Here is a 19,989-nt window from a genome sequence, read left to right on the forward strand (position 1 = left end):
CGTCAATTTCCGGCAGACCGTTTCTGCCAAACACCTTCGCGTTCCAGCAATCGCATGGCGGCGATCTGCTCGGCTCCGCGCTTCGATCGATCGGTCCCGGATTCCGACGTAATCCCGTCGACCTCTACGGTCACCGTGAAGCGCGGATCATGGTCGGGACCGGAGCGATCGTCCGTCCTGTATCGGGGCGCGACGCCGAACTTGGCGTGCGCCCATTCCTGCAATTCCGTCTTGGCGTCACGGCGGGCACCGTCGGCGCTCGCGGCGCGATCGGTCCAGTGCCGCAGCACGAAGCGACGTGCCGCCTCCAGTCCACCATCGAGATAGATCGCGGCGATCAGCGACTCTACCACATCGGCACGCACATTCATCATGTGCTTGCCGGTGATCTTCTTCACGTCCGAGCCGGTGCGAATGAATTCGTGCAGCGACAGCTCATCGGCAACATTGGCACAGCTCTCGGCGCTGACAAGTTGGTTCAAGCGAACCGACAGCTCTCCCTCATTGGCGTCGAGAAAGGTCTGGAACAGAAGTTCGGCGACGCAAAGGCCGAGCACGCGGTCGCCGAGGAACTCAAGACGCTGATAGTTGCTCGCTCTGGCATTGCGGGCGCTGGAATGCGTCAGCGCCCGGTCGAGGCGCTCCTTCTCTACGAACTGATAACCGATCGCGGTCTCGAGCCTGGCCCGATCCTCCGCGTTCAGCGACCGCCCCTTCATCATTCGACGACCTTGAACAGCCGGTCGTAACGCAGATTCGCCGGCCACTCCCAGATCTTCAGGAAGGATGTGCCGTTGCCGAGCGAGAAGAAGATCATGCTGGCGCGACCGACCAGGTTTTCCGCCGGTACAAAGCCGACGTCAAAGCGGCTGTCCGAGGAATTGTCCCTGTTGTCGCCCATCATGAAATAATGGCCTTCCGGCACCAGGAATTCGCGCGTGTTGTCACCGCTCGAGTCGGCGAACTGGTCGAGGGTGTCGTAGGCGACCCCCGTGTCCATCGTCTCGCGATAGACCGGTACGTCGCCGCCGGTGTCATATTTGTCATCGGCACGGAAAGTCCCGTCAGGGACCCGATCGACCGGCTTGTCGTTGACGTGGAGGACGCCGTTTCTGACCTGAATGCGATCGCCTGGCAGGCCAACGACGCGCTTGATATAGTCGATGTCCGGATTGGGCGGAAAGCGGAAGACGACGATATCGCCGCGCTTCGGCTCGCTCGAGAAGATCCGTCCGCTGAAAAGGTCCGGCGAGAAGGGCAGCGAGTATTTCGAATAGCCGTAGGCGAACTTGTTGACGAAGATATAGTCGCCGACGAGGAGCGTCGGCATCATCGAGCCGGATGGAATCGTGAAGGGCTGGAAGAAAACGGTGCGGATGACCAAAGCCAAGAGCAGCGCCTGAATAATGACCTTTACATTTTCCCAGAGGGCGCTCTGGTGCGTTTCTGTCTTTTCTTCCACGCTCAGTTCTTCCTTGTCATCCTGCCCGCGCAACCGCATCTATATGTTCACCGGATGAGTTCGCTTCAAGCGACCGTCGGAGCCGGCACTGTCCCGGCAGTGCTCTAAACCGTTCCCTCGGCGGGGGCAACCGGCAGCGCCTCGATAATCACGAAAGCTTGTGCGAGCGGGAAGTCGTCGGTGATCGTCAGATGAATGGCGGCGCGATGTCCGACAGGCAGCATCTCCTGGAGCCGGGCCGCCGCACCGCCGGTCAGTTGCATCGTCGGCTTTCCGCCCGGCATGTTGACGACGCCCATGTCCTTCCAGAAGACGCCCTGGGCCAGCCCCGTACCCAGCGCCTTCGAACAGGCCTCCTTGGCGGCGAAGCGCTTGGCATAGGAAGCCGCGCGGTTCTTGCGCGCATCCGATTTGGCGATCTCGATGTCGGTGAAACAACGATTGACGAAGCGCTCGCCGAAACGTTCGAGCGAGTTTTCGACGCGGCGGATATCGATGAGATCGCTTCCGATACCGATGATCATGATGGGTATCCGGCTTTCTGCAGGCGCTCCCGCCGCCGCACCTGGAAAATCCGGGCGGTCTGGAAGGCGAGCGGGTAGAAGATCGAAGCGCCGACAAGAGCAAGGGCCAACGAACCAACAAGCGTCGGCTTGACGACGGGCCCCCAAAGCTCGGCAAGCTGCATATGCTCGATCAATTGGCCGATCTCCGCCGAGCCGACGCTCGGACCGGACTGCGGCCCGATGAGAGCGATGCCGATCTCGTAGGATGCCGTCAGGATCACGGGAATGGTGATCGGATTGGCGAGCGCAGTGGTAATGACTGCGGCCACCAGATTCCCGGAGAAGAGCCACGCGAGAATGACCGCAAGGACGATGTGCAAGCCGAAGAGCGGCGTGCAGGCAGCAGCCGCGCCCGCTGCCACACCGACGGCGATCGAATGCGGCGAGGAATTCAGGCGAAGAATGCGCAGGGCGATGTAGCGCGGACCGCGCGAGAAGCCCTTGCGCGGCCAGAAGAACACGCGAAGCCTTTCGGAGATCGTGACCGGTTCTCTGCGCCTAAATAACATTCTGTCGTCGTCGCACCTTGAAACCGCGCAAGACAGCCCGCCCGCCTTCTGATGGGCGCAAGATAGGCGCCAGACCCGCCAGGCGCAAGGTTGAGCCGCAAACGGGCGGGACAAGCATCCGAGCCATTCATCAAACGCACAGCTCGAGACAGCCTTCTTGCATCGTCCGCTCCGGAACCCAGGTTCCCGCGATCCAAAAACCGCTACCGGGCGCGGACCTGAGGATCAAAAGTTCTTGCGGAACAGGCCGCGGTCGATCTGACGCTGGCGGTACTCGAGGTCGATGCGGTCGACCGAGCCGTTCAGATAGGCGGTCTCGCGCTCTTCGGTGGTGGGGCCGTGCAGGGCACGGGTGATTTTCTTCAACTGCTTGAACATGGCAAACCTCTTCGTTTACCTCCCGATCCGAAGAGTAGTTTAGCGATCGGTGTTCTACCAGCGTCATGGTCAACCGGCAGCCATGCGTTTCGCGCATGCGTGCCAATCCCGCTGCCCAAGAAAGAGGCATGGCGAGCAGGCCTCACCTCTGCGAGAGGCTATTCGAAGAGCCGCTTGACCAGCGAAATGCTAGGCAATTCCTTGAGCTGGGTCATCAGGTGGTTGAGCTGCCGCAGGTCCCAAACCTCCAGGTCGAACTGCAACTCGCTGAAATCGGCGGCGACCCGCCCCATGGAAAGCGAGCGGATATTGACGTCGCTCGTGGCGATCGCCTGAGAGATCTCGGCCAGCGTGCCCGGCTCATTCAGCGCACTCACGGCGATTCGCGCCATGAAGCGGTTGTTGTTGGCCTCGTCGAGGTCCCAACGAACGTCGATCCAGCGCTCCGGCTCCTCGTCGAATTTCTGCAGGATCGGCGACTGGATGGGATAGATGGTGATGCCCTTGTCCCGATCCATGATGCCGACGATGCGGTCGCCGGGAACGGCCCCGGCCGGGCTGAAATGCACCTCGGCATTGCCGGAAAGGCCGCGGATCGGCAGCGCTTCGGGTCCCTCGACCTGCCCAGCCGCGGCTGTCTCCTTCGAACGCCCCGGCAGCTTGAAGATCATGCCGGCGGCGCTGCGCATATTGAACCAGCCATCGTCGGCGCTCGGCTTGACGGTCACGCGTTCGTCCTGGTGATCGGGGAAGACGGCACGCAGCACGTCGAGCGAGGAGAGCTCGCCGCGGCCGACGGCAGCGATAGCATCCTCGACCTCCTTCTGGCCGAGCCGGTGCAGCACCGGCTTCAGCCCCTCGCGCGAGAAGGTCTTGCCGGCCCGTTCGAAGGTGCGCTCCAGGATGCGGTAGCCAAGACCCGCATATTGCTTGCGGATGGCGGCGCGGGTGGCGCGGCGGATTGCCGCGCGCGCCTTGCCGGTGACGACGATCTCCTCCCAGGCGGGTGGCGGCACCTGGATGCCCGAGCGGATGATCTCGACCTCGTCGCCATTGTTGAGGCGGGTGACCAGCGGCATGATGCGGCCGTTGATCTTGGCGCCCACGCATGTGTCGCCGATATTGGTGTGCACCGCATACGCGAAATCGATCGGCGTGGCGCCTCGCGGCAGCGCGATCAATTGGCCTTTGGGCGTGAAGCAGAAGACCTGGTCCTGAAAGAGCTCGAGCTTGGTGTGTTCCAGGAATTCCTCGGGATTGTCGCCTTCGGCAAGCGATTCGATGGTACGCCGCAGCCAGGCGTAGGCGTTCGACGTCGGAGACCGTGTCAGGTCGCCCGTAACGGCATCCCGATCCTTGTAGAGCGCATGAGCCGCGATGCCGTATTCGGCGATCTCATGCATGCGCCTGGTGCGGATCTGCAGTTCGATGCGCTGGCGCGACGGACCGATGATCGTCGTGTGGATCGACTGATAGTCGTTCTGCTTCGGCGTCGAAACATAGTCCTTGAAGCGGCCCGGAACGACGCGCCAGCGGGTGTGCACGATGCCGAGCGCCCGGTAGCACGAGGAAATGTCGTCGACGATGATGCGGAAGCCCCAGACGTCCGACAGTTGCTCGAAGGACAGCGATTTGGACTGCATCTTGCGGAAGACGGAATAGGGCCTCTTCTGACGCCCCTTTACCTGCGCATTCCTCAAACCTTCGGCCTGCAGCAGCTCGCTCAATTCCTCCTCGATCTTCTTAATCAAGCCCTCGTTGCGCTGGGACAGCTCTTCGAGCCTCCTGGTGACGGTTTCGTAGGCCTCAGGATTGATGTGGCGGAAAGCGAGGTTCTCGAGTTCCTCGCGCATATCCTGCATGCCCATGCGCCCGGCGAGCGGCGCATAGATGTCCATCGTCTCCTCGGAGATGCGCGCGCGTTTTTCCGCCGACATATGGTCGAGGGTGCGCATGTTGTGCAGCCGGTCCGCGAGCTTCACCAGCAGCACGCGAACGTCATCCGAAATCGCCAAGAGCAGCTTGCGCAGATTTTCAGCCTGCTTGGCCTTCTTGGTGACGAGGTCGAGCTTCTTGATCTTCGTCAGGCCTTCGACCAGCGCCCCGATATCCTCGCCGAAGAGTTCGTCGATCTCCTGCCGCGTCGCCGTCGTGTCCTCGATCGTGTCATGCAGCAGCGCTACGGCGATCGTCGATTCGTCGAGGTGCATTTCCGTGAGGATCGCCGCCACTTCCAGCGGATGGGAAATGTACGGATCGCCGCTTGCCCGCTTCTGCTGACCGTGCTTCTGCATGGCATAGACATAGGCCTTGTTGAGCAAGGCCTCGTTCACGTCGGGCTTGTATTTCTGCACGCGCTCAACGAGCTCGTATTGGCGCATCATCCGCAGGCAGCTCCATGACAGTCAGACAAACAAAAAGTGCGCCAATCATATGAGTGGCGCACTGCTTCGAAACACGTTTGGAACGGCTGTTCGCGAACGGATCTCAGTAGTCGTCGCTCTTTTCCGGAGGTACCAGCCCTTCGATGCCGGCCAACAGTTCCTCTTCCGACATGCGATCGAAGGTTAGCGCCTCCGGCTGGTCCTCCTCTTCCGCAGCCTCCGCAAAAGCGGCAGGTTCCGATTGGGCGATGGCGGCCGCATCGGGCTCCGGCTCGTCCACTTCCACATGCTTCTGCAGGGAATGGATCAGATCTTCCTTGAGATCGCCCGGCGACAGCGTCTCATCGGCGATCTCGCGCAGCGCAACAACCGGATTCTTGTCATTGTCGCGGTCGATCGTGATGGGGGCGCCCTGCGAGATCAGGCGTGCGCGGTGGCTGGCTAGCAGGACGAGTTCGAAACGGTTTTCGACCTTGTCGATGCAGTCTTCGACGGTGACGCGGGCCATGGCCTTGTCCTTTGCGAGAGCGCGGCGGCTGCCGCGGCATGATTAACGACACGAAACCGGAACGCCGCGACAGGACGGCACGTGCAGCTCCGATTTCTGGAATTAGTCGCCCGGATACAATCAAAACAGCACAAGTTCAAGTTTTTCCTGCGCCCGGCGCTCACATCTTCCCAGCCCCATGTTAGAATACGACATTTCCCCGACCCGGCCGACGGCTACAGATATGGATTGTATTTCAGGCGGCGTCCTCGGAAATCTCCACCAGCAATCGTAAATTGAAGTGTGGATCAACTGGAGCAACTGCTAAAACTTGCTATATGCATCGTACGTCGCTTGGATTAATGCGTGGCATAACTTACATTATTTGCAATATCAGCAATTATTAATGTAATGCACCTATTTTCTGCGCACTTCCGCAAGGGCGGTTCGCTATAATGCGCAGGGCATGGAAAAGGAAATTACGATGTTCGATCCTCGCGAAAAAATCGCTCTTTTCATCGACGGCGCCAATCTCTACGCCGCCTCTAAGAGCTTGGGCTTCGACATCGATTACAGAAAGCTGCTGAAGGCGTTCCAGAAACGTGGCTACCTGCTGCGCGCTTACTATTACACCGCACTTATCGAGGACCAGGAATACTCCTCGATCCGCCCATTGATCGATTGGCTGGATTACAACGGCTACAAGGTCGTCACCAAACCGGCGAAGGAGTTCACGGACTCGCTCGGACGGCGCAAGATCAAGGGCAACATGGATATAGAGTTGGCGATCGACGCCATGGAGCAATCCGAAACCGTCGACCATCTGGTGATCTTCTCGGGCGACGGCGATTTCACCACGCTTGTCGAGGCGCTGCAGCGCAAGGGACGCAAGGTTTCCGTCGTCTCGACGATGTCGACGCAGCCGCCGATGATCGCCGACGACCTGCGCCGCCAGGCCGACCACTTCATCGATCTGGCAACGCTCAGGGGCGAGATCGGCCGCGAGCCGTCCGAACGCATGCCGCGCCCGCCCGAGCCCGTCTCCAACGACGCCGAGCTTTAATAGAACCCCGTTCGAATCCCGGTCGATCTGCCCCCGGCCCTCCACCCAAGCGGCACGCCGCGGATTGGGTCGCGTCGCGGACGGAAGGCGGCGTGGCAGCGACTCAGCCGCGCTCCTTCAGCAGGCGGTTCTTCTGCCGGTTCCAATCGCGCTCCTTGGACGTCTCGCGCTTGTCGTGCAGCTTCTTGCCCTTGCCGAGCGCCAGTTCCAGTTTCGCCCGTCCCCGCTCGTTGAAGTAGATCTTGAGCGGAATGAGCGACATGCCCTCGCGATTGACCGCGCCCTGCAGCCGGTTCACCTCGCGCTTCGACAACAGCAATTTGCGGCGGCGCCGGGTCTCGTGGTTGAAGCGATTGGCCTGAAGATATTCCGGCAGGTAGGAATTGATCAGCCAGATCTCGCCGCCTTCGTCGGTGGCGTAGGATTCCGCGATATTGGCCTTACCCTCGCGCAACGACTTGACCTCCGTGCCGGTCAACACAAGACCGGCCTCGTAGGTGTCGACGATCTCGTAGTTGAAGCGGGCCTTGCGGTTCTCCGCCACCACTTTCCTGACCGTCCGCTCGCTGCCCTTGGGTGCCATCAGCTCATCAATCCCGCATGCCTGAGCGCTGCATCGATGGCTGCTTCGGTCGCCGGCTCGAGCGTCGGCAGCAGGGGCGAGCGCACGGCACGGCTCATTCGCCCGAGACGATGAAGCGCAAATTTGGCTCCGCAGAGGCCAGGCTCCATGAAGATAGCCTTGTGGAGCGGCATCAACTTGTCTTGATATTCCAGCGCCTTGGCGTAGTCGCCGGCAAGGGTCGCCTCCTGGAATTCGGCGCAGAGGCGCGGTGCGACATTCGCCGTCACGGAGATGCAGCCGACGCCGCCATGGGCGTTGAAGCCGAGCGCCGTCGCATCCTCACCGGAAAGCTGGACGAAACTCTTGCCGCAGGCCATGCGCTGCTCGGAAACGCGCTCGATCTTGCCGGTCGCGTCCTTGACACCGATGATCGTCGGATAGGCCTTTGCCAGCGCGGCCATGGTTTCGACGCTCATGTCGACCACCGAGCGGCCCGGAATGTTGTAGATGACGATCGGCAGCTTCACGCTTTCGGCAATCGCGGCATAGTGAGCGAAGAGCCCCTTCTGTGTCGGCTTGTTGTAGTACGGCGTCACCACCAGAATGGCATCCGCGCCAGCGTTCTCTGCGTGCTGTGCAAGTTCGACCGCCTCAGTCGTGTTGTTCGAGCCGGCGCCGGCGATCACCGGCACGCGACGCGCCGCCGCTTCGACGCAGAGCTCCACCACCTGCTTGTGTTCGTCGTGCGAAAGGGTCGGCGATTCACCGGTCGTGCCCACCGGCACCAGGCCGTGGCTACCCTCTTTTATCTGCCATTCCACATGCGCGACGAAACTTGCCGCATCCACCGCGCCGGTGGACGTGAACGGGGTTACGAGTGCGGGAATGGAACCCTTGAACATGCACAACTCCTGACGGCTGAAGGGGCAAACACACGCCCACGCTTTGGCCGCAATCGACGGTTAGAAACTGCCGCACCATAATCATGTGACATGGCCGCGGCAAGCGTCGGAGAGGCGCATTTCCTGCCAGATTTCTTGCAATTGGACCGCTCGATGCGCGTCGCAAACGGCAGGGATGCACGATGGCGGGCTTTTGCCGGCGATTGCGTCGATGGCGGATGCCCGCTAACTTTTCGTTAGAGAATCCGGCAGCTAATGAAGTTGAGAGAAACGGGGAAGCACGGGGCTTGATGCGCGGACCACTCTTTCTGCCTGTCGCCGCCATTCTCGGTGCCGCGATGCTGGCGTCCTCCGCCCTCGCAGCCGAGACCCGCATGCCCGTACCGACGGGCAAGCCCGGCGCTACCAGCAAATCGGGGCGCGTGGTGGCCAACGAGGTCACCGGAGCCATACGGGCCGCGGTCGCGCCTGTCGCGGCAGATCTGAAGGCCGGGCTCGACGCGCTGTCCGATCGCAGGCCGACCGAGGCGATCACCATCCGCAACCGAATGGGTGCGGGAACGCTCGACCGGCATATCCTCACCTGGGCGATCGCCGTCTCCGGGCAGAAGGACATCCCCTCTTACGAAATCGCCGAAGCGCAGCGCGAGCTTCAGGGCTGGCCCGGCTTGAAGACGCTGCGCGCCCATTCCGAACGCGCCCTTTCCCGCGAAAATCCGCGTCCGGTGGACATAATCGCCGCATTCGGCTCGACCCGGCCCGAAACGGCCGACGGCGCCATCGTTCTCGCACGCGCGCTCACCGCCGAGGGAAAAAGCGGCGCGGCCACGCAGCACCTCCGAGCCTTCTGGTCCAAGGAGGCGCTGGACAGAGGGATGGAAAGCAAGATTCTTTCGGAATTCTCCTCTTTGCTTACAACTGCCGACCACAGGCGCCGCATGGAGATGCTTCTTTACCGCGGCCGCGTCGAGCAGGCGCAGCGGTTCAGCGAACTGGGCAAGGCGCAATCGCTCTACAGGGCCTGGGCTGCGGTCATCCGCGGCAATGGCAAGGCGGCGGCGCTGATCGCAGCGATCGATCCATCCTGGCGCGACAATCCTGCCCATCTCTTCGTGCGCATCGAGCACCTGCGCAAGCAGGAGAAGTTCGAGGAAGCGGCAAAGCTTCTCGCTTTGGCGCCGAAGGACAGCAATGCCCTCGTCGATCCCGGCGAATGGTGGACGGAACAAAGGATCGTCAGCCGGGGCCTGCTCGACAAGGGCGACTTCCGCGGCGCCTACCGGGTTGCCGCCCACCACGCCGCAACCGAGGCGACCGACATCGTGGATGCCGAATTCCACGCCGGATGGTACGCGCTCCGCGGACTGGAAGATTCAACGACCGCGGCACGCCACTTTCGCAAGATCCTCGAGGCGTCCAGCCAGCCGATTTCGGCCTCGCGGGCCTGGTATTGGCTGGGACGTGCCGCCGAGGCCGGCGATCCCGGGCGTTCGGACGAATATTTTGCCAATGCGGCCCGCTATCCCGCTACATTCTACGGGCAGCTCGCTGCGGCGCGGCTCGGGCGCCCAATCCTCAACGTCGCCTATCCCTCGCCGACCGCGGAGGAGCGCGCGCGGCTGGAAGGCCGCGAAGCCGTTCGGGCGATTGAACGGCTGGAAGCTGCCGGCCACGGCTGGCGAGCGGAGAGCCTCTACCGGGCGCTCGCCGAGGACCTCGCCAGCCCCGGTGAACTCGCCATTCTCTCGGCACGAGCGGAAAAGGCGGGTAATCATCAGCTGTCCCTGCAGATCGGCAAGATCGCCTTCGGCCGCGGCATCGATGTCGCCGCGCTTGCCTTTCCACTCGGCGTCATTCCGTCGGACGCCAATATCAGCGGCGCCGGAAAGGCACTTGCTTACGCCATCGCCCGGCAGGAAAGCGCCTTCAATCCGGCCGCAGTTTCGGCGGCCAATGCCCGCGGCCTGCTGCAGCTTCTGCCGGCGACCGCCAAGGGCGTCGCCAGCCGCTACGGCCTTGCCTATTCCAAGGACCGCCTGACGACGGACGCCGGGTACAACGCCACGCTCGGTTCGCATTATCTCGGCGAGCAGATCGACAGTTTTGGCGGCTCCTACATCCTGACATTCATCGCCTACAATGCCGGCCCCGGCCGCGTCCCGGAATGGCTGGCGCGCTACGGCGACCCGCGCGGCAAGCCGATCGACGAGGTGGTCGACTGGATCGAGCGCATTCCCTTTCAGGAAACGCGCAACTATGTTCAGCGGGTGATGGAGAATTACCAGGTCTACAAATCCCGACTTGGGCAGCAGGCGGACATCGTCGCCGACCTGAGGATGGGCCGCAACCCTTCCTGAGCGGCAGCCCCCGCAGGCAAGGGCAATCTCCGGCAATGTAAGCGAAGGTGGAGCCATGCGAGAGCATCTGGTGCGTGAGGAACAGGTGTTTCGGGAGCACTATTTTCACGCAAGGGACGGCCTCAGGCTCTATGGCAGACGCTACGGCAGCGATGGCATAGGGCGCGATGAGAAGACGCCCATCGTCTGCTTGCCCGGACTGACGCGCAACAGCCGCGATTTTCATCGTCTGGCAGCTTTCCTTGCCTCGCCCGACGGCGGTGCTTATCCCGTTGTCACGCTCGACTATCGCGGCCGGGGACAGTCGGAGCGCGACAGCGACAAGAGCCGTTACGCGATCGCCGTCGAGGCAGGGGATGTCATCGCGGCCTGCGCGCATTTCGGCATGAGCAAGGCGACCTTCATCGGCACGTCGCGGGGCGGCCTCATCCTGCATCACCTCATCATGTCAGCCCCTGCCCTCATCGCCCGTGTCGTGCTCAATGACATCGGTCCGGTAATCGAGATCGACGGGCTGCTGAGGATCAGGGACTACCTCAATGATCCGGCGAGCCCGAGTAACTGGGCGGAGGCTCCAAGCTTCCTGCAGCGCGTGCACGGAGCAGACTTTCCCACTCTCCGACCACAGGACTGGCGAGAAATGGCCGAAGCGATCTATCGGGATGAAGGCGGAGTTCCGATCGCAGATTTCGACCCGGAGATCGCAGCGCAACTGCAAGGCCTCACCAGCGAAGCCGTGCTGCCGTCGCTGTGGCCGCAATTCGAGGCTTTCGCAGGCGTACCGATGATGGTTGTCCGGGGCGAATATTCGCGGTTGCTCAGCGAGTCTTCCGTCCGGGAAATGGCGCGGCGACACCCCGGCCTGGTTGCAGTCACCGCTCCCGGCCAGGGCCACGCGCCGCTCCTGCACCTCAATGGCCTCCGAAACGAGATCGCCGCCTTTATTCAAGGCTAAGCAAGATCCCAATGGTCCCCGAACTGGCGCGCTTGCCCAGCGGCAAGATGGAATCTCGTTCCGCGTCGCAGCTTCCCTACACAAAGCGCATAAAGAAAAAGCCCGGCTCAAGAGCCGGGCTTTTCCCTACTGACCGAGGTCAGGTCAGATTAGAAGTCACGCTGCAGGCGCAGGAAGCCGCTGACCTGTTCTTCAGCGTTATCCGGATCCGTGTAGTTGATCGTGAAGCGCGAAGCGAGGCCTTCGGTGATCTGGTAATCGGTGGTGATACCAACACGCCACTGATCGTCACCGGAGTCGAAGCCACCAGCACCATCGTTCAGGTCACCCCAATACTGGGCGCCGGGGGTGATCTTGAACTTCTCGGTTGCCTGGAAGGCATACGAAGCAGCAACGCTCCACTCGGAGTCAGACCAGTAAGCGTTCGGGTCGGATGCCCAGATAGCAGCGGCCTGGAAGGTGCCCGGACCAACGTCTGCGGAGAGCAGAGCGCGGATCGCGCCTTCTTCAACTTCGGTGTCGAAAGAGCCGAGCAGGTCGAAGCTCACGCCACCGAGCGTAGCGGAAACGATACCTTCAACGCCAACACCATTAGCCTTCGTGGTAGCGCCTTCGAGTTCATCAACAGCGATACCAGCCTGGAAGGTGCCGCCGTCGTAGAGGTAAGCGATCGAGTTGAATTCGGTGTTCTCGCCGATCGAGTCGGTTTCACCGTTCAGACCCTTATCCCACCAGCTGTAGAAGAAGCCAGCCTTGAGGCCGCCGAGCTGGATGTAGGCTTCATCGACGTCGATCAGGCTATCGCCAGCGTCGCTGTCGTTGTCGGCGTTGAACTCAGCAGCGAAGAAGCCGGTGAGCGTGCCGTACTCGGTGTCGCTCTTGGCGTCGAACGAGATGTAAGCGCGGGAGAAGACATCCCAGTCCGACGTGGACTGACCGTCAGCGAAGCCATCGCCATCGTTGTCGTTTTCAAGGTTGAAACGGTTGTCAGCAGCGTCACGGCCGAAGTCGCCCTGTACGCGGATGAAGCCGCCGATCTTGAGGCAGGTTTCCGTGCCCGGGATGTAGAAGTAGCCCGTGCCGAAGGCGTCGCAGACGCGAACGTATTCCATGGGCTCCGGCTCGGCAGCGACGATAGCGTCGGCAGCCTGAGCGCCGGATACTGCTGCGAGAGCAGCAGCGGAGCCGAGAAGAAGGCTCTTGATGTTCATTTCTGACCTCCAGTCAAAAGTTTCAAACGGGTCTGGGTTTCTTTGCTGAAGGACAGCGTTCCCTGCCCCATCCCCAACGTTCAAGAAGTCGGACGATCAACCGCCCTTGCTTCCGGAGTTGAAAATACAAAACCGGGTGGGGCGCGCAATGTCCAACTTGTCAGATCAACTGCTTTGCGCTGCCCTTCCCTGATCCCTGTTGCTGAAACGACACAAAATCGCCCCAGACGGCCCGAGGTCATTAACAAACCATTAAGAAAATCCTTTAGCCACGGGGGGTTAGCACCGGGGTTCAACGCAGCATTTGTTTCAGAAAGAGGCAGAAAAGGGCCCAAAACGGGGGCAAAACCGGGCAACGGGGCTGCGGGGCGCCTGCTTCGCACACGCCTCGGTCCGGCCAGAGCGCCGCTCGACGAGCCGGAGCCGGAGGCTTTCCGGACGATTCCCGGAGAATCAGCGGCCGGAGATTCGCGGCTGTCCTGCGTCGTCGCGCAGAGCCTTGAGGACGTGCGGACCTTCGTGCGCGAAGTCGTTTTGGCGACTCGTCTTGGAAAGGCTTCGACCCCCCGCCGACAGAAGTGGGCATGCGCTTTACCGCCAAGGCGGTCGGCAGCTTCAGAACGGCTTTGCGGAAATGGCGGAGAAGAAGGGATTCGAACCCTCGATACCGTTTCCGGTATACTCCCTTAGCAGGGGAGCGCCTTCGACCACTCGGCCACCTCTCCGTTAGCGCCCTGATAGGGGCAAACGCCTTGCCGATCAAGAGGATTTTGAGGCTGTTGGCGATTTTGGCCAATTTGCCATCTTGCAGGTCATTGCAGTTGAAAACGCGAACGAGTCGGGAACGCGCCGGCACGCGCAGCACAAAATTGGCACAAGGAAATCGCGATCCGTTCTCACCGCCGCAATGCTGCCCCGTCGCGCTGGCTCGCTTCGATCCTCTGCAATATCTCCCGCAAAACCCGCGTGTCTGCCGAAAGGCTGTTCAGCGTGGTCTCCACCGCCCTCATTGAGGTTGCCGCCTCTGCCGCTTGTTTCTCGACGGCCGACAATCTGAGTCGTGATTGTCGAGCTGCCGCACTGTCGTCTCTACGGCCGTCACCCGGTTTTCAAGACGATCGATCGAGCGGCCATGAGCATCCTGATTGGCGCCCACCCTCTCCCATGTCGCGCCCCAGGCTAGACGCCCCCGGCGAAACCGAACAGGATGACGAGGGTGTTCAGATTCCATTCGAACTTCCATGTTGGAGTTTTCACGACGGTTTTTTCTTCGTATCCGTTTTCCAATCCCCGGCCCTCGTATGCAATGCGAATGTTTGAAATGGTTTACTGCGCCACGTCGTGGCGGGCGCATTCGCTCTGCGTCCAGGCGCGGGCGCCGCACAGGCCCGCGACTGTCTCGTCGATCTTGTCTTGATCGGCTGGCGTTGCGCCGCGGGGCCGATCAGCGACGTGCCGACGACCGCGCTGGCCTCCGGCTGTGTCTTGGGCTTCTCCACGGTCTGGCCGCTGGCGTCGGCCGCCAAGCGCAGCGCGTTGCCGAGAACGCCAGGCTGGTCTTTCCATTCGCCCTTCGGATCCTTGCCGGTGACCCGGATGGTCCAGCCGCGGCCGTTGACGGGAAAACCTGTCTTGGCATTGGTGAGCGACCGCAGGAAGCGCATTGTAGGCATCGCAATAGGCGCGGATCAGCGTTGATATGCCGCCCGGGTACTTCCGCACGGCCGCGAGCGTCTGCTCGCCGACGTGCCCATCCTCGCGAACACCGAGCGTCTCCTGCAGGATCTTCACGGCCCGAGATAGCCCCGACATGACGCCGCTGTTGAACACGGCATAGTCCAGACCTAGCCGCCCTCATCCCCGAACGTGAGTTCGAGGGCGACGGGAAGGGTTTCCCGAGCCATATGTTTCACCTGAATGTAGGGGGTTGCAGTCTTGCCCTATGGGCACCAAAAACCCCGCCTAAGCGGGGAATGCGAGCGTGAGAAAGTTGACCTGCAGACCGTCGGGAAGATTGCCCTCACCAACTGCGCCATGGCAGACGGGGCCATCGCAAGACTCGCTTGGTCAGCATCTGCATCCAAGTAAGTTCGCTTCGAACTCCGGTCTGCCCGCTAATCGATCCGCGGGCAGCCAGGCTCAGCCCCAAAGATAACGCGATTGCGCTCTCCTCGACGCCCGATCCCTTTAACCTCGATTGAATGTCTCGTCGTTCGCCCGATTCTCGGCTTTCGAAGATACTGCCTTGATATGTAAAGCGCCTGACGCTCAGTACACTGATACGCTTCCCGGGGGTAATCCTCGCGATAATATCGCCGCGGCCTGTATTCATCATAATACCGGGGGACATATCCGCCGCCGATGTAGACGTCGAAGTCTTGAGAAACACTGACGCCCGGCGCGGCAGTCAGCGCGGTCGCAAACGCGAGAAGAATCTTGAACGGTAAACCGGCCATCTTCGGTCTCCTCTGGTCAGGATCACGATTCTAGTGCTTCAATGATGAATAGAGTCCGAACGTTCCTTGAAACCCTCTCGGTCCGTAAAGGGTCAGCAAGACCAGCGCCGCCAAGGAACAATAATAAGCCCCGCACGGTAATCGGGGCTTTGCTCTTGATAGCTCGGACTCAGTGTTTGATTATCATGCCTTGGCCTGTTGGGAGCGTAAGAACCATATGTCCCCGAGCCGCCGTGAACTCGTTCCACATTTCATACTGATCCTCATGCCCTTGAAATGCGTAGTCGTCCAAGACGATCGGGGCGCCCGGGACGATACGGTCCCACACCCGTTCGATGCACTGCTTTTCATACTTGGCGACGTTCAAATCAACGTGCAGATAGGCGATTTTCCCAACTGGCGACGCATCCAGCGTCCCGGGCAAATTGCCCCTCACCAGACGGGCATTTGCGAACTTGGAAAAGTTGCGCTTGGCAATCTCGAAGACGTCGGAATAGAGCCCGTCGTTAGCACGCTTGGCTTTTTCTTCCGCTTCTCCGCTCAGGCTCTCTGTCGGTATGCCGGCGAAGGTGTCGAAGAGCCAGAATGAGCGGTTTTGCTTCCCAAAGTCCAGATAGTCGCACACCGTCATCGAGACGAGGCCGCCGTTCACTCCGAACTCAACGAAGTCGCCTTCAAGGTTCAGAGCGTTGCTGGCCGCCCAGCAACAAACATGGGCTCGCCAACGGATGTCCGGAACATCGCGCTTCTTGCCAAACGCATGCTTGTTGCCATCCCGACCGAATTCCCAGGCCGTCTTGAACCGCGGTTCATCCAAGAAGCCGAGATTCTTCTTGACCACCCGCACATTGTCCGAGTGAAAGCCAGGCAGCGCCTTATCCCCGTTCAGGAACAAATTCACTCGCCTCTTAAACTCGCGCATCCCCATAGTCGATCCTCGATGACCAGATCGAGGTCAATTACAAGGGGCGTCTGGCCAAAGCAAGCTGCGGTTCCAATCTAGATGCCGACCGAAGATAGCCACATCTCGTCTATTTGTTCATCCGTCAGGCCCAGAGATGTCCCGAGCGCCCCAATCGGCGGATGGAAGTCACGCCGGCTGCTGATTGAGACCTATGTGGAAGGGGATGCCGTCCGGGAAGTTATCGACCGGGTTTTCGGCAAAAAGAACAACGTTTGACACAAAATTGGCACACGCTGTGCCGCTGAATGTGCGTTTCTCCGGTGGAGAGGACAGGTATTTCCCGGACCCTACCATGTCGATGATCATGCATCTCGCGCAAGGAAAGCCCGGCCAGTCGGCCGTTGCCTATCCGCATTATCACATAGAGCGTCGCTGCCGGATTCTCGTCATCGGCAGTCAGTTGAAGGCGACGACCAGATATCGGGCGCTGCTGCGGCACATTTCCATCGGCGGCGCCATGCTCGACTTCAACGCCGCAATCCTCCTGCCGAAGCACTTCTTTCTGGAAGTCGATGGCTTCAAGGAGGAAATCGGCTGCGCCGAAGTGCACCGCAGCGGTCCCGAACTCGGGCGTGCGATTCAACATGCTGCTGGCGCAGGATTTCCTGAGCAGGCTGATTCGTGTCCAGTTCTCGAGCGGGTTGTGGGCCGGGCAAGGCCCTACTCTAAGGCCGGATGGCGTTCATTAGATTTCTATTGAAGATCTTCAAGCGATTGCAAGATTGCTGAAGGAAACTGACTGTCGACCTTGCAGGCGTCTCGCGCCTCACGGGTGCCGGCAAATGACTTGCCGGCGTCTGGCAAACTCCCTTGGGCCGGCGGGCGTAAGACCGCGTGACGTGTCTTGGGCGTACGCCGCTACCGGAGCACGACGCATGCTGCAGTCGACCATGTATTCGCTTGTCCCATCTCCGCTCTACGAGCGGCGCTACGACCGCTTCGCGATCGGGCATGCCGCAACGCTGATGTCGGTGCGGCCGGCCCTCGGCGGCGTGTCGATCCACGCTTGCAAGATGATCGATATCTCGCGCGGTGGAGCGAGTTTCTCCGTAAGCACGACAATCGGCCTGTCTTCGCATTACTATCTCCACATCATCGGAACGAATTTCCGGATTGGCTGCGCCGAGGTCCACCGGCGGGACAACCGAATCGGCGTGCAATTCATCAAGGCCATCGACGAGACTTTCCTTCACCAAATCGTACGCCACGAATTTTTCACGGGTCAGTCCGGCAACGCCAAACCTAGGCCCAGCGCCTATCGCCCCGCACCTGCGAGGCAGACTGTCGCATTGCCGGGCAGAAGCTGACCGCAGTCACTTTTGCGCATTCCGCTCGGCGTCGCGATGCGATAACTTCCGCGGCGCTTTTCGAACGGAGCTCAGGTTATCCAGATGTCTGCATTCTCTCGTTTCACGCCGCTTGTCCAATCCCTGCCGGCCACGATTCCGTTCGTCGGTCCGGAAGCGATCGAGCGGCAGCGCGGCCGCGGGATCGCGGCCCGCATCGGCGCCAACGAGAGCGGATTCGGCCCGGCCGATTCGGTATTGCGCGCCATTGAGCGAGCCGCCAGCGAAACCTGGAAATATGCCGATCCCGAAAATTACGACTTGAGGCATGCGCTCGCGGCGCATCTCGGTACATCGCCGGCCAATATTGCCGTCGGAGAGGGAATCGACGGTCTGCTCGGGCAGATCGTCCGCCTCGTCATCGAGCAGGGCATGCCGGTGGTCACTTCATTCGGAGGCTATCCGACTTTCAATTACCACGTCGCAGGCCATGGCGGCCGGCTCGTCACCGTACCTTACGTCGATGACCGCGAAGACCTCGATGGCCTGCTTGCGGCCGTGAAGCGCGAGGCGGCGCCGCTCGTCTATTTTGCCAATCCCGACAATCCGATGGGGAGCTGGTGGCCGGCCGAACGCGTCATCGAGTTCGCGGCCGCCCTGCCGGAAACGACACTGCTCATCCTCGACGAAGCCTATTGTGAAACGGCTCCGCCCGAGACTCTGCCGCCGATCGATAGCCTGATCGACCGGCCGAACGTCATCCGAACCCGCACCTTCTCCAAGGCCTATGGTCTCGCCGGCGCGCGCGTCGGCTATGCGCTGACGACGCCGGGTACCGCACAGGCCTTCGACAAGATCCGCAATCATTTCGGCATGAATCGTGTCGGTGTCGCTGCGGCGATCACCGCGCTTTCCGACCAGCAATATCTGAAGGAAGTGACGCAGCGGATCGCGGCGTCGCGCGACCGGATCGCGCGCATTGCGCGTCATGCCGGGCTTCTGCCGCTACCCTCGGCGACGAATTTCGTCGCTGTCGACTGCGGACGGGATGCGGCCTACGCCCGGGCGATCGTCGACCGGCTGATGAACGATCACGGCATCTTCATCCGTATGCCGGGCGTCGCGCCGCTCAATCGCTGCATCCGCATCAGCACGGGGCCTGACGCCGAGATGGAATTGCTCGAGTCCGCCCTGCCCGCAGTGCTCAAGAGCCTGGCCGAGACTTAGAGCGACTGCCGCGCGCCTCGTATGGGATCAATGCACGGTCATCCATTCGCGTGCCGCGCGCAGGGCCGCGGCAAGGTCGGTCTTGCTCATCGTCGCCGCAAGGTCGGCGCGAAGGTCGGCTGCGCGGTCCGAGCCTTTGATGGCGGCGATGTTCAGCCACTTATGGGCGGCCACCAGGTCGACCGGTCGGCCGCGACCGGTCGCATAGGCGAGGCCCATTTCGCAAAGAGCGTCGGCCCGGTTTTCGCCGCCCAATGCCGCATCCGACGTGATCTCGAAGTGAAAGCGTGCCATTTGTCTTGTCCCTGTCGTTCTTTGTTGGTTCAGCCGAAGCGGCACGCCCCTTCGGGGCGCGCCCGGCTTCAGTTGCTTGTTTATTGTCCCTGTTTCAGTCTTGCCTCTTGGCGGGCTTTCCGGTAACGCGCCGTCTTCTGCGGCGTCGGCTCCGGTCTGATTTGGCGGGGCGTTGTCTCCGCTCGTCTTATGGTTCGAGTATGCCCCGGGGCCTTCAATACGCGCTTAAAATGCATGATTAATTTGCCGCAAACAAAGTTCAAACACTTGGTAAACTTGGGTTTTTGTTAAGCATCGGAGCGCCTGGGGGACCGACAAACCGGTTCAAAATTTACGAAAAATTCAATCTCGGATTTCAACCGATCGCTAACCAAGAACAAATCTGCCGCTCGACCGCTGGCGCCTTCCGCGACGCATAACCAGCGTTCAGCCGCGGCTATTTTCGCGCTGCTGGCACGTATTTACCTTTACGTACGCGTAAGTTATCGTGCAGCGCTCAGGCGGCGAGGAGGCCGCCGGTGCGAGGTATCCAGATCGCGGCGGCTGGCAGCCGACCGCCTCCAAAGGAGGACTTTGAATGATTCGAACTTTGCTCGTCAGCGCGGCGCTCGCCTTCGGAGTGGTGGGAGCGGCTCAAGCCGCCGAACCAATTCTCGGCAACTGGAAGACAGCGAGCGGAGCCACGGCGGAAATCGCCCCATGCGGTGGCGCCTTCTGCGTGACGCTGAAGACGGGCAAGCACGCCGGCAAACGCATCGGCAACCTTGCCGGAACCGGTGGCAGCTACAGCGGCGAGATCACCGACCCGGAAAACGACAAGACCTATAGCGGTTCGGGTTCGGTCGACGGCAATTCGCTGAAGATGAAAGGCTGCGTGCTTAAAGTGCTGTGCAAGTCCCAGACCTGGACGCGGCTTTAGTTCT

The 19,989-nt window shown here is 61.1% G+C and carries 20 protein-coding genes, 1 tRNA gene and 3 pseudogenes; 7 read left to right on the top strand and 17 right to left on the bottom strand.

Features of this window, described 5'->3' with window-relative positions; all coding sequences use genetic code 11:
* Positions 1 to 2 precede the first annotated feature (2 nt).
* The 7 genes and pseudogenes from rnc to rpoZ all read right to left on the bottom strand — a co-directional run bounded on the left by rnc (position 3) and on the right by rpoZ (position 5,807).
* On the bottom strand, positions 3 to 719 hold the full coding sequence (rnc, locus tag CO676_RS04410) for a ribonuclease III (protein ID WP_086018037.1): 717 nt from the start codon (positions 717 to 719) through the stop codon (positions 3 to 5).
* Entirely contained in the window at positions 719 to 1,462 is a 744-nt protein-coding gene (gene lepB / locus CO676_RS04415; RefSeq protein WP_041414939.1) for a signal peptidase I, read from the bottom strand. Before lepB ends, rnc begins: the two co-directional genes overlap by 1 nt.
* 104 nt (positions 1,463 to 1,566) lie before the next feature.
* Positions 1,567 to 1,986, bottom strand: coding sequence for a holo-ACP synthase (acpS, locus tag CO676_RS04420; protein WP_014761579.1), 420 nt, complete (start codon positions 1,984 to 1,986; stop codon positions 1,567 to 1,569).
* Positions 1,983 to 2,601, bottom strand: a pseudogene (locus CO676_RS04425) (DUF2062 domain-containing protein). The gene acpS and the pseudogene CO676_RS04425 overlap by 4 nt, the downstream one beginning before the upstream one ends.
* Positions 2,602 to 2,762: 161 nt before the next feature.
* Positions 2,763 to 2,915, bottom strand: a complete 153-nt coding sequence (locus tag CO676_RS04430; RefSeq protein ID WP_014761577.1) for a DUF3563 family protein — start codon at positions 2,913 to 2,915, stop codon at positions 2,763 to 2,765.
* Between the two features lie 158 nt (positions 2,916 to 3,073).
* A complete protein-coding gene (locus CO676_RS04435) occupies positions 3,074 to 5,299 on the bottom strand; it encodes a bifunctional (p)ppGpp synthetase/guanosine-3',5'-bis(diphosphate) 3'-pyrophosphohydrolase (protein ID WP_014761576.1) in 2,226 nt (741 codons plus the stop codon).
* Positions 5,300 to 5,402: 103 nt separating this feature from the next.
* The gene (rpoZ, locus tag CO676_RS04440; protein WP_014761575.1) at positions 5,403 to 5,807 is read right to left on the bottom strand and encodes a DNA-directed RNA polymerase subunit omega; all 405 of its coding nucleotides are present in this window, start codon (positions 5,805 to 5,807) and stop codon (positions 5,403 to 5,405) included.
* Between the two features lie 463 nt (positions 5,808 to 6,270).
* Here rpoZ and CO676_RS04445 point away from each other — a divergent pair, with 463 nt between their 5' ends.
* Positions 6,271 to 6,849, top strand: coding sequence for an NYN domain-containing protein (locus CO676_RS04445; RefSeq protein WP_014761574.1), 579 nt, complete (start codon positions 6,271 to 6,273; stop codon positions 6,847 to 6,849).
* A 103-nt stretch (positions 6,850 to 6,952) separates the two neighbouring features.
* On the opposite strand, the gene smpB is transcribed toward CO676_RS04445, so the two are convergent.
* Both smpB and dapA read right to left on the bottom strand, forming a co-directional pair.
* A complete protein-coding gene (gene smpB / locus CO676_RS04450; RefSeq protein WP_014761573.1) occupies positions 6,953 to 7,432 on the bottom strand; it encodes an SsrA-binding protein SmpB in 480 nt (159 codons plus the stop codon).
* Positions 7,432 to 8,316, bottom strand: coding sequence for a 4-hydroxy-tetrahydrodipicolinate synthase (gene dapA / locus CO676_RS04455; RefSeq protein WP_014761572.1), 885 nt, complete (start codon positions 8,314 to 8,316; stop codon positions 7,432 to 7,434). Before dapA ends, smpB begins: the two co-directional genes overlap by 1 nt.
* Before the next feature lie 290 nt (positions 8,317 to 8,606).
* On the opposite strand from dapA, the gene CO676_RS04460 reads away from it, so the two are divergent.
* Positions 8,607 to 10,673: a lytic transglycosylase domain-containing protein gene (locus CO676_RS04460; RefSeq protein ID WP_097519761.1), complete on the top strand. Its 2,067-nt coding sequence runs from the start codon at positions 8,607 to 8,609 to the stop codon at positions 10,671 to 10,673.
* 55 nt (positions 10,674 to 10,728) lie between these two features.
* Entirely contained in the window at positions 10,729 to 11,628 is a 900-nt protein-coding gene (locus CO676_RS04465) for an alpha/beta hydrolase (RefSeq protein WP_097519762.1), read from the top strand.
* Positions 11,629 to 11,777: 149 nt separating this feature from the next.
* On the opposite strand, the gene CO676_RS04470 is transcribed toward CO676_RS04465, so the two are convergent.
* The 7 genes and pseudogenes from CO676_RS04470 to CO676_RS34415 all read right to left on the bottom strand — a co-directional run bounded on the left by CO676_RS04470 (position 11,778) and on the right by CO676_RS34415 (position 16,565).
* Positions 11,778 to 12,839, bottom strand: a complete 1,062-nt coding sequence (locus tag CO676_RS04470; RefSeq protein WP_014761569.1) for a porin — start codon at positions 12,837 to 12,839, stop codon at positions 11,778 to 11,780.
* Positions 12,840 to 13,474: 635 nt separating this feature from the next.
* Positions 13,475 to 13,564, bottom strand: a tRNA-Ser gene (locus CO676_RS04475).
* Between the two features lie 171 nt (positions 13,565 to 13,735).
* A pseudogene (locus tag CO676_RS35915) lies at positions 13,736 to 14,126 on the bottom strand (hypothetical protein).
* Positions 14,093 to 14,503 (bottom strand): hypothetical protein, encoded by a 411-nt coding sequence (locus tag CO676_RS35920; RefSeq protein ID WP_245424264.1) that lies wholly within the window; start codon positions 14,501 to 14,503, stop codon positions 14,093 to 14,095. The pseudogene CO676_RS35915 and the gene CO676_RS35920 overlap by 34 nt, the downstream one beginning before the upstream one ends.
* 64 nt (positions 14,504 to 14,567) lie before the next feature.
* Positions 14,568 to 14,651: pseudogene (locus tag CO676_RS35925) on the bottom strand (secretion activator protein); the annotation flags it as partial.
* Positions 14,652 to 15,464: 813 nt separating this feature from the next.
* Positions 15,465 to 16,217: a TylF/MycF/NovP-related O-methyltransferase gene (locus CO676_RS04500; protein WP_223843392.1), complete on the bottom strand. Its 753-nt coding sequence runs from the start codon at positions 16,215 to 16,217 to the stop codon at positions 15,465 to 15,467.
* A 168-nt stretch (positions 16,218 to 16,385) separates the two neighbouring features.
* The gene (locus CO676_RS34415; RefSeq protein ID WP_144340115.1) at positions 16,386 to 16,565 is read right to left on the bottom strand and encodes a hypothetical protein; all 180 of its coding nucleotides are present in this window, start codon (positions 16,563 to 16,565) and stop codon (positions 16,386 to 16,388) included.
* On the opposite strand from CO676_RS34415, the gene CO676_RS04505 reads away from it, so the two are divergent.
* From CO676_RS04505 to CO676_RS04515, 3 genes are all read left to right on the top strand, one after another.
* The gene (locus CO676_RS04505) at positions 16,552 to 16,959 is read left to right on the top strand and encodes a hypothetical protein (RefSeq protein ID WP_223843391.1); all 408 of its coding nucleotides are present in this window, start codon (positions 16,552 to 16,554) and stop codon (positions 16,957 to 16,959) included. The two genes, CO676_RS34415 and CO676_RS04505, sit on opposite strands and share 14 nt — an antisense overlap.
* Before the next feature lie 175 nt (positions 16,960 to 17,134).
* On the top strand, positions 17,135 to 17,566 hold the full coding sequence (locus CO676_RS04510; RefSeq protein WP_245424252.1) for a PilZ domain-containing protein: 432 nt from the start codon (positions 17,135 to 17,137) through the stop codon (positions 17,564 to 17,566).
* An 84-nt stretch (positions 17,567 to 17,650) separates the two neighbouring features.
* A complete protein-coding gene (locus tag CO676_RS04515; RefSeq protein WP_097519764.1) occupies positions 17,651 to 18,772 on the top strand; it encodes a pyridoxal phosphate-dependent aminotransferase in 1,122 nt (373 codons plus the stop codon).
* Between the two features lie 27 nt (positions 18,773 to 18,799).
* Here the strand turns inward: CO676_RS04515 and CO676_RS04520 are convergent, their stop codons facing one another.
* Positions 18,800 to 19,066, bottom strand: a complete 267-nt coding sequence (locus CO676_RS04520; protein ID WP_014761561.1) for a sel1 repeat family protein — start codon at positions 19,064 to 19,066, stop codon at positions 18,800 to 18,802.
* Positions 19,067 to 19,643: 577 nt separating this feature from the next.
* On the opposite strand from CO676_RS04520, the gene CO676_RS04525 reads away from it, so the two are divergent.
* Entirely contained in the window at positions 19,644 to 19,985 is a 342-nt protein-coding gene (locus CO676_RS04525; RefSeq protein WP_097519765.1) for a DUF2147 domain-containing protein, read from the top strand.
* Positions 19,986 to 19,989: the final 4 nt, after the last annotated feature.

Origin of the sequence: Sinorhizobium sp. BJ1, from assembly GCF_002531555.1 — a bacterium.
Classification (GTDB): domain Bacteria; phylum Pseudomonadota; class Alphaproteobacteria; order Rhizobiales; family Rhizobiaceae; genus Sinorhizobium; species Sinorhizobium fredii_B.

Coding starts and splice junctions, on each gene's coding strand:
- rnc (WP_086018037.1), bottom strand. CDS start 719: ATGAAGGGGCGGTCGCTGAACGCGGAGGATCGGGCCAGGCTCGAGACC.
- CO676_RS04435 (WP_014761576.1), bottom strand. CDS start 5,299: ATGATGCGCCAATACGAGCTCGTTGAGCGCGTGCAGAAATACAAGCCC.
- smpB (WP_014761573.1), bottom strand. CDS start 7,432: ATGGCACCCAAGGGCAGCGAGCGGACGGTCAGGAAAGTGGTGGCGGAG.
- CO676_RS04515 (WP_097519764.1), top strand. CDS start 17,651: ATGTCTGCATTCTCTCGTTTCACGCCGCTTGTCCAATCCCTGCCGGCC.
- CO676_RS35920 (WP_245424264.1), bottom strand. CDS start 14,503: ATGCGCTTCCTGCGGTCGCTCACCAATGCCAAGACAGGTTTTCCCGTC.
- CO676_RS04525 (WP_097519765.1), top strand. CDS start 19,644: ATGATTCGAACTTTGCTCGTCAGCGCGGCGCTCGCCTTCGGAGTGGTG.
- CO676_RS04445 (WP_014761574.1), top strand. CDS start 6,271: ATGTTCGATCCTCGCGAAAAAATCGCTCTTTTCATCGACGGCGCCAAT.
- CO676_RS04500 (WP_223843392.1), bottom strand. CDS start 16,217: ATGCGCGAGTTTAAGAGGCGAGTGAATTTGTTCCTGAACGGGGATAAG.
- CO676_RS04505 (WP_223843391.1), top strand. CDS start 16,552: ATGTCGATGATCATGCATCTCGCGCAAGGAAAGCCCGGCCAGTCGGCC.
- rpoZ (WP_014761575.1), bottom strand. CDS start 5,807: ATGGCCCGCGTCACCGTCGAAGACTGCATCGACAAGGTCGAAAACCGT.
- CO676_RS04510 (WP_245424252.1), top strand. CDS start 17,135: ATGCTGCAGTCGACCATGTATTCGCTTGTCCCATCTCCGCTCTACGAG.
- CO676_RS04465 (WP_097519762.1), top strand. CDS start 10,729: ATGCGAGAGCATCTGGTGCGTGAGGAACAGGTGTTTCGGGAGCACTAT.
- CO676_RS04520 (WP_014761561.1), bottom strand. CDS start 19,066: ATGGCACGCTTTCACTTCGAGATCACGTCGGATGCGGCATTGGGCGGC.
- CO676_RS34415 (WP_144340115.1), bottom strand. CDS start 16,565: ATGATCATCGACATGGTAGGGTCCGGGAAATACCTGTCCTCTCCACCG.
- dapA (WP_014761572.1), bottom strand. CDS start 8,316: ATGTTCAAGGGTTCCATTCCCGCACTCGTAACCCCGTTCACGTCCACC.
- acpS (WP_014761579.1), bottom strand. CDS start 1,986: ATGATCATCGGTATCGGAAGCGATCTCATCGATATCCGCCGCGTCGAA.
- CO676_RS04470 (WP_014761569.1), bottom strand. CDS start 12,839: ATGAACATCAAGAGCCTTCTTCTCGGCTCCGCTGCTGCTCTCGCAGCA.
- CO676_RS04460 (WP_097519761.1), top strand. CDS start 8,607: ATGCGCGGACCACTCTTTCTGCCTGTCGCCGCCATTCTCGGTGCCGCG.
- CO676_RS04430 (WP_014761577.1), bottom strand. CDS start 2,915: ATGTTCAAGCAGTTGAAGAAAATCACCCGTGCCCTGCACGGCCCCACC.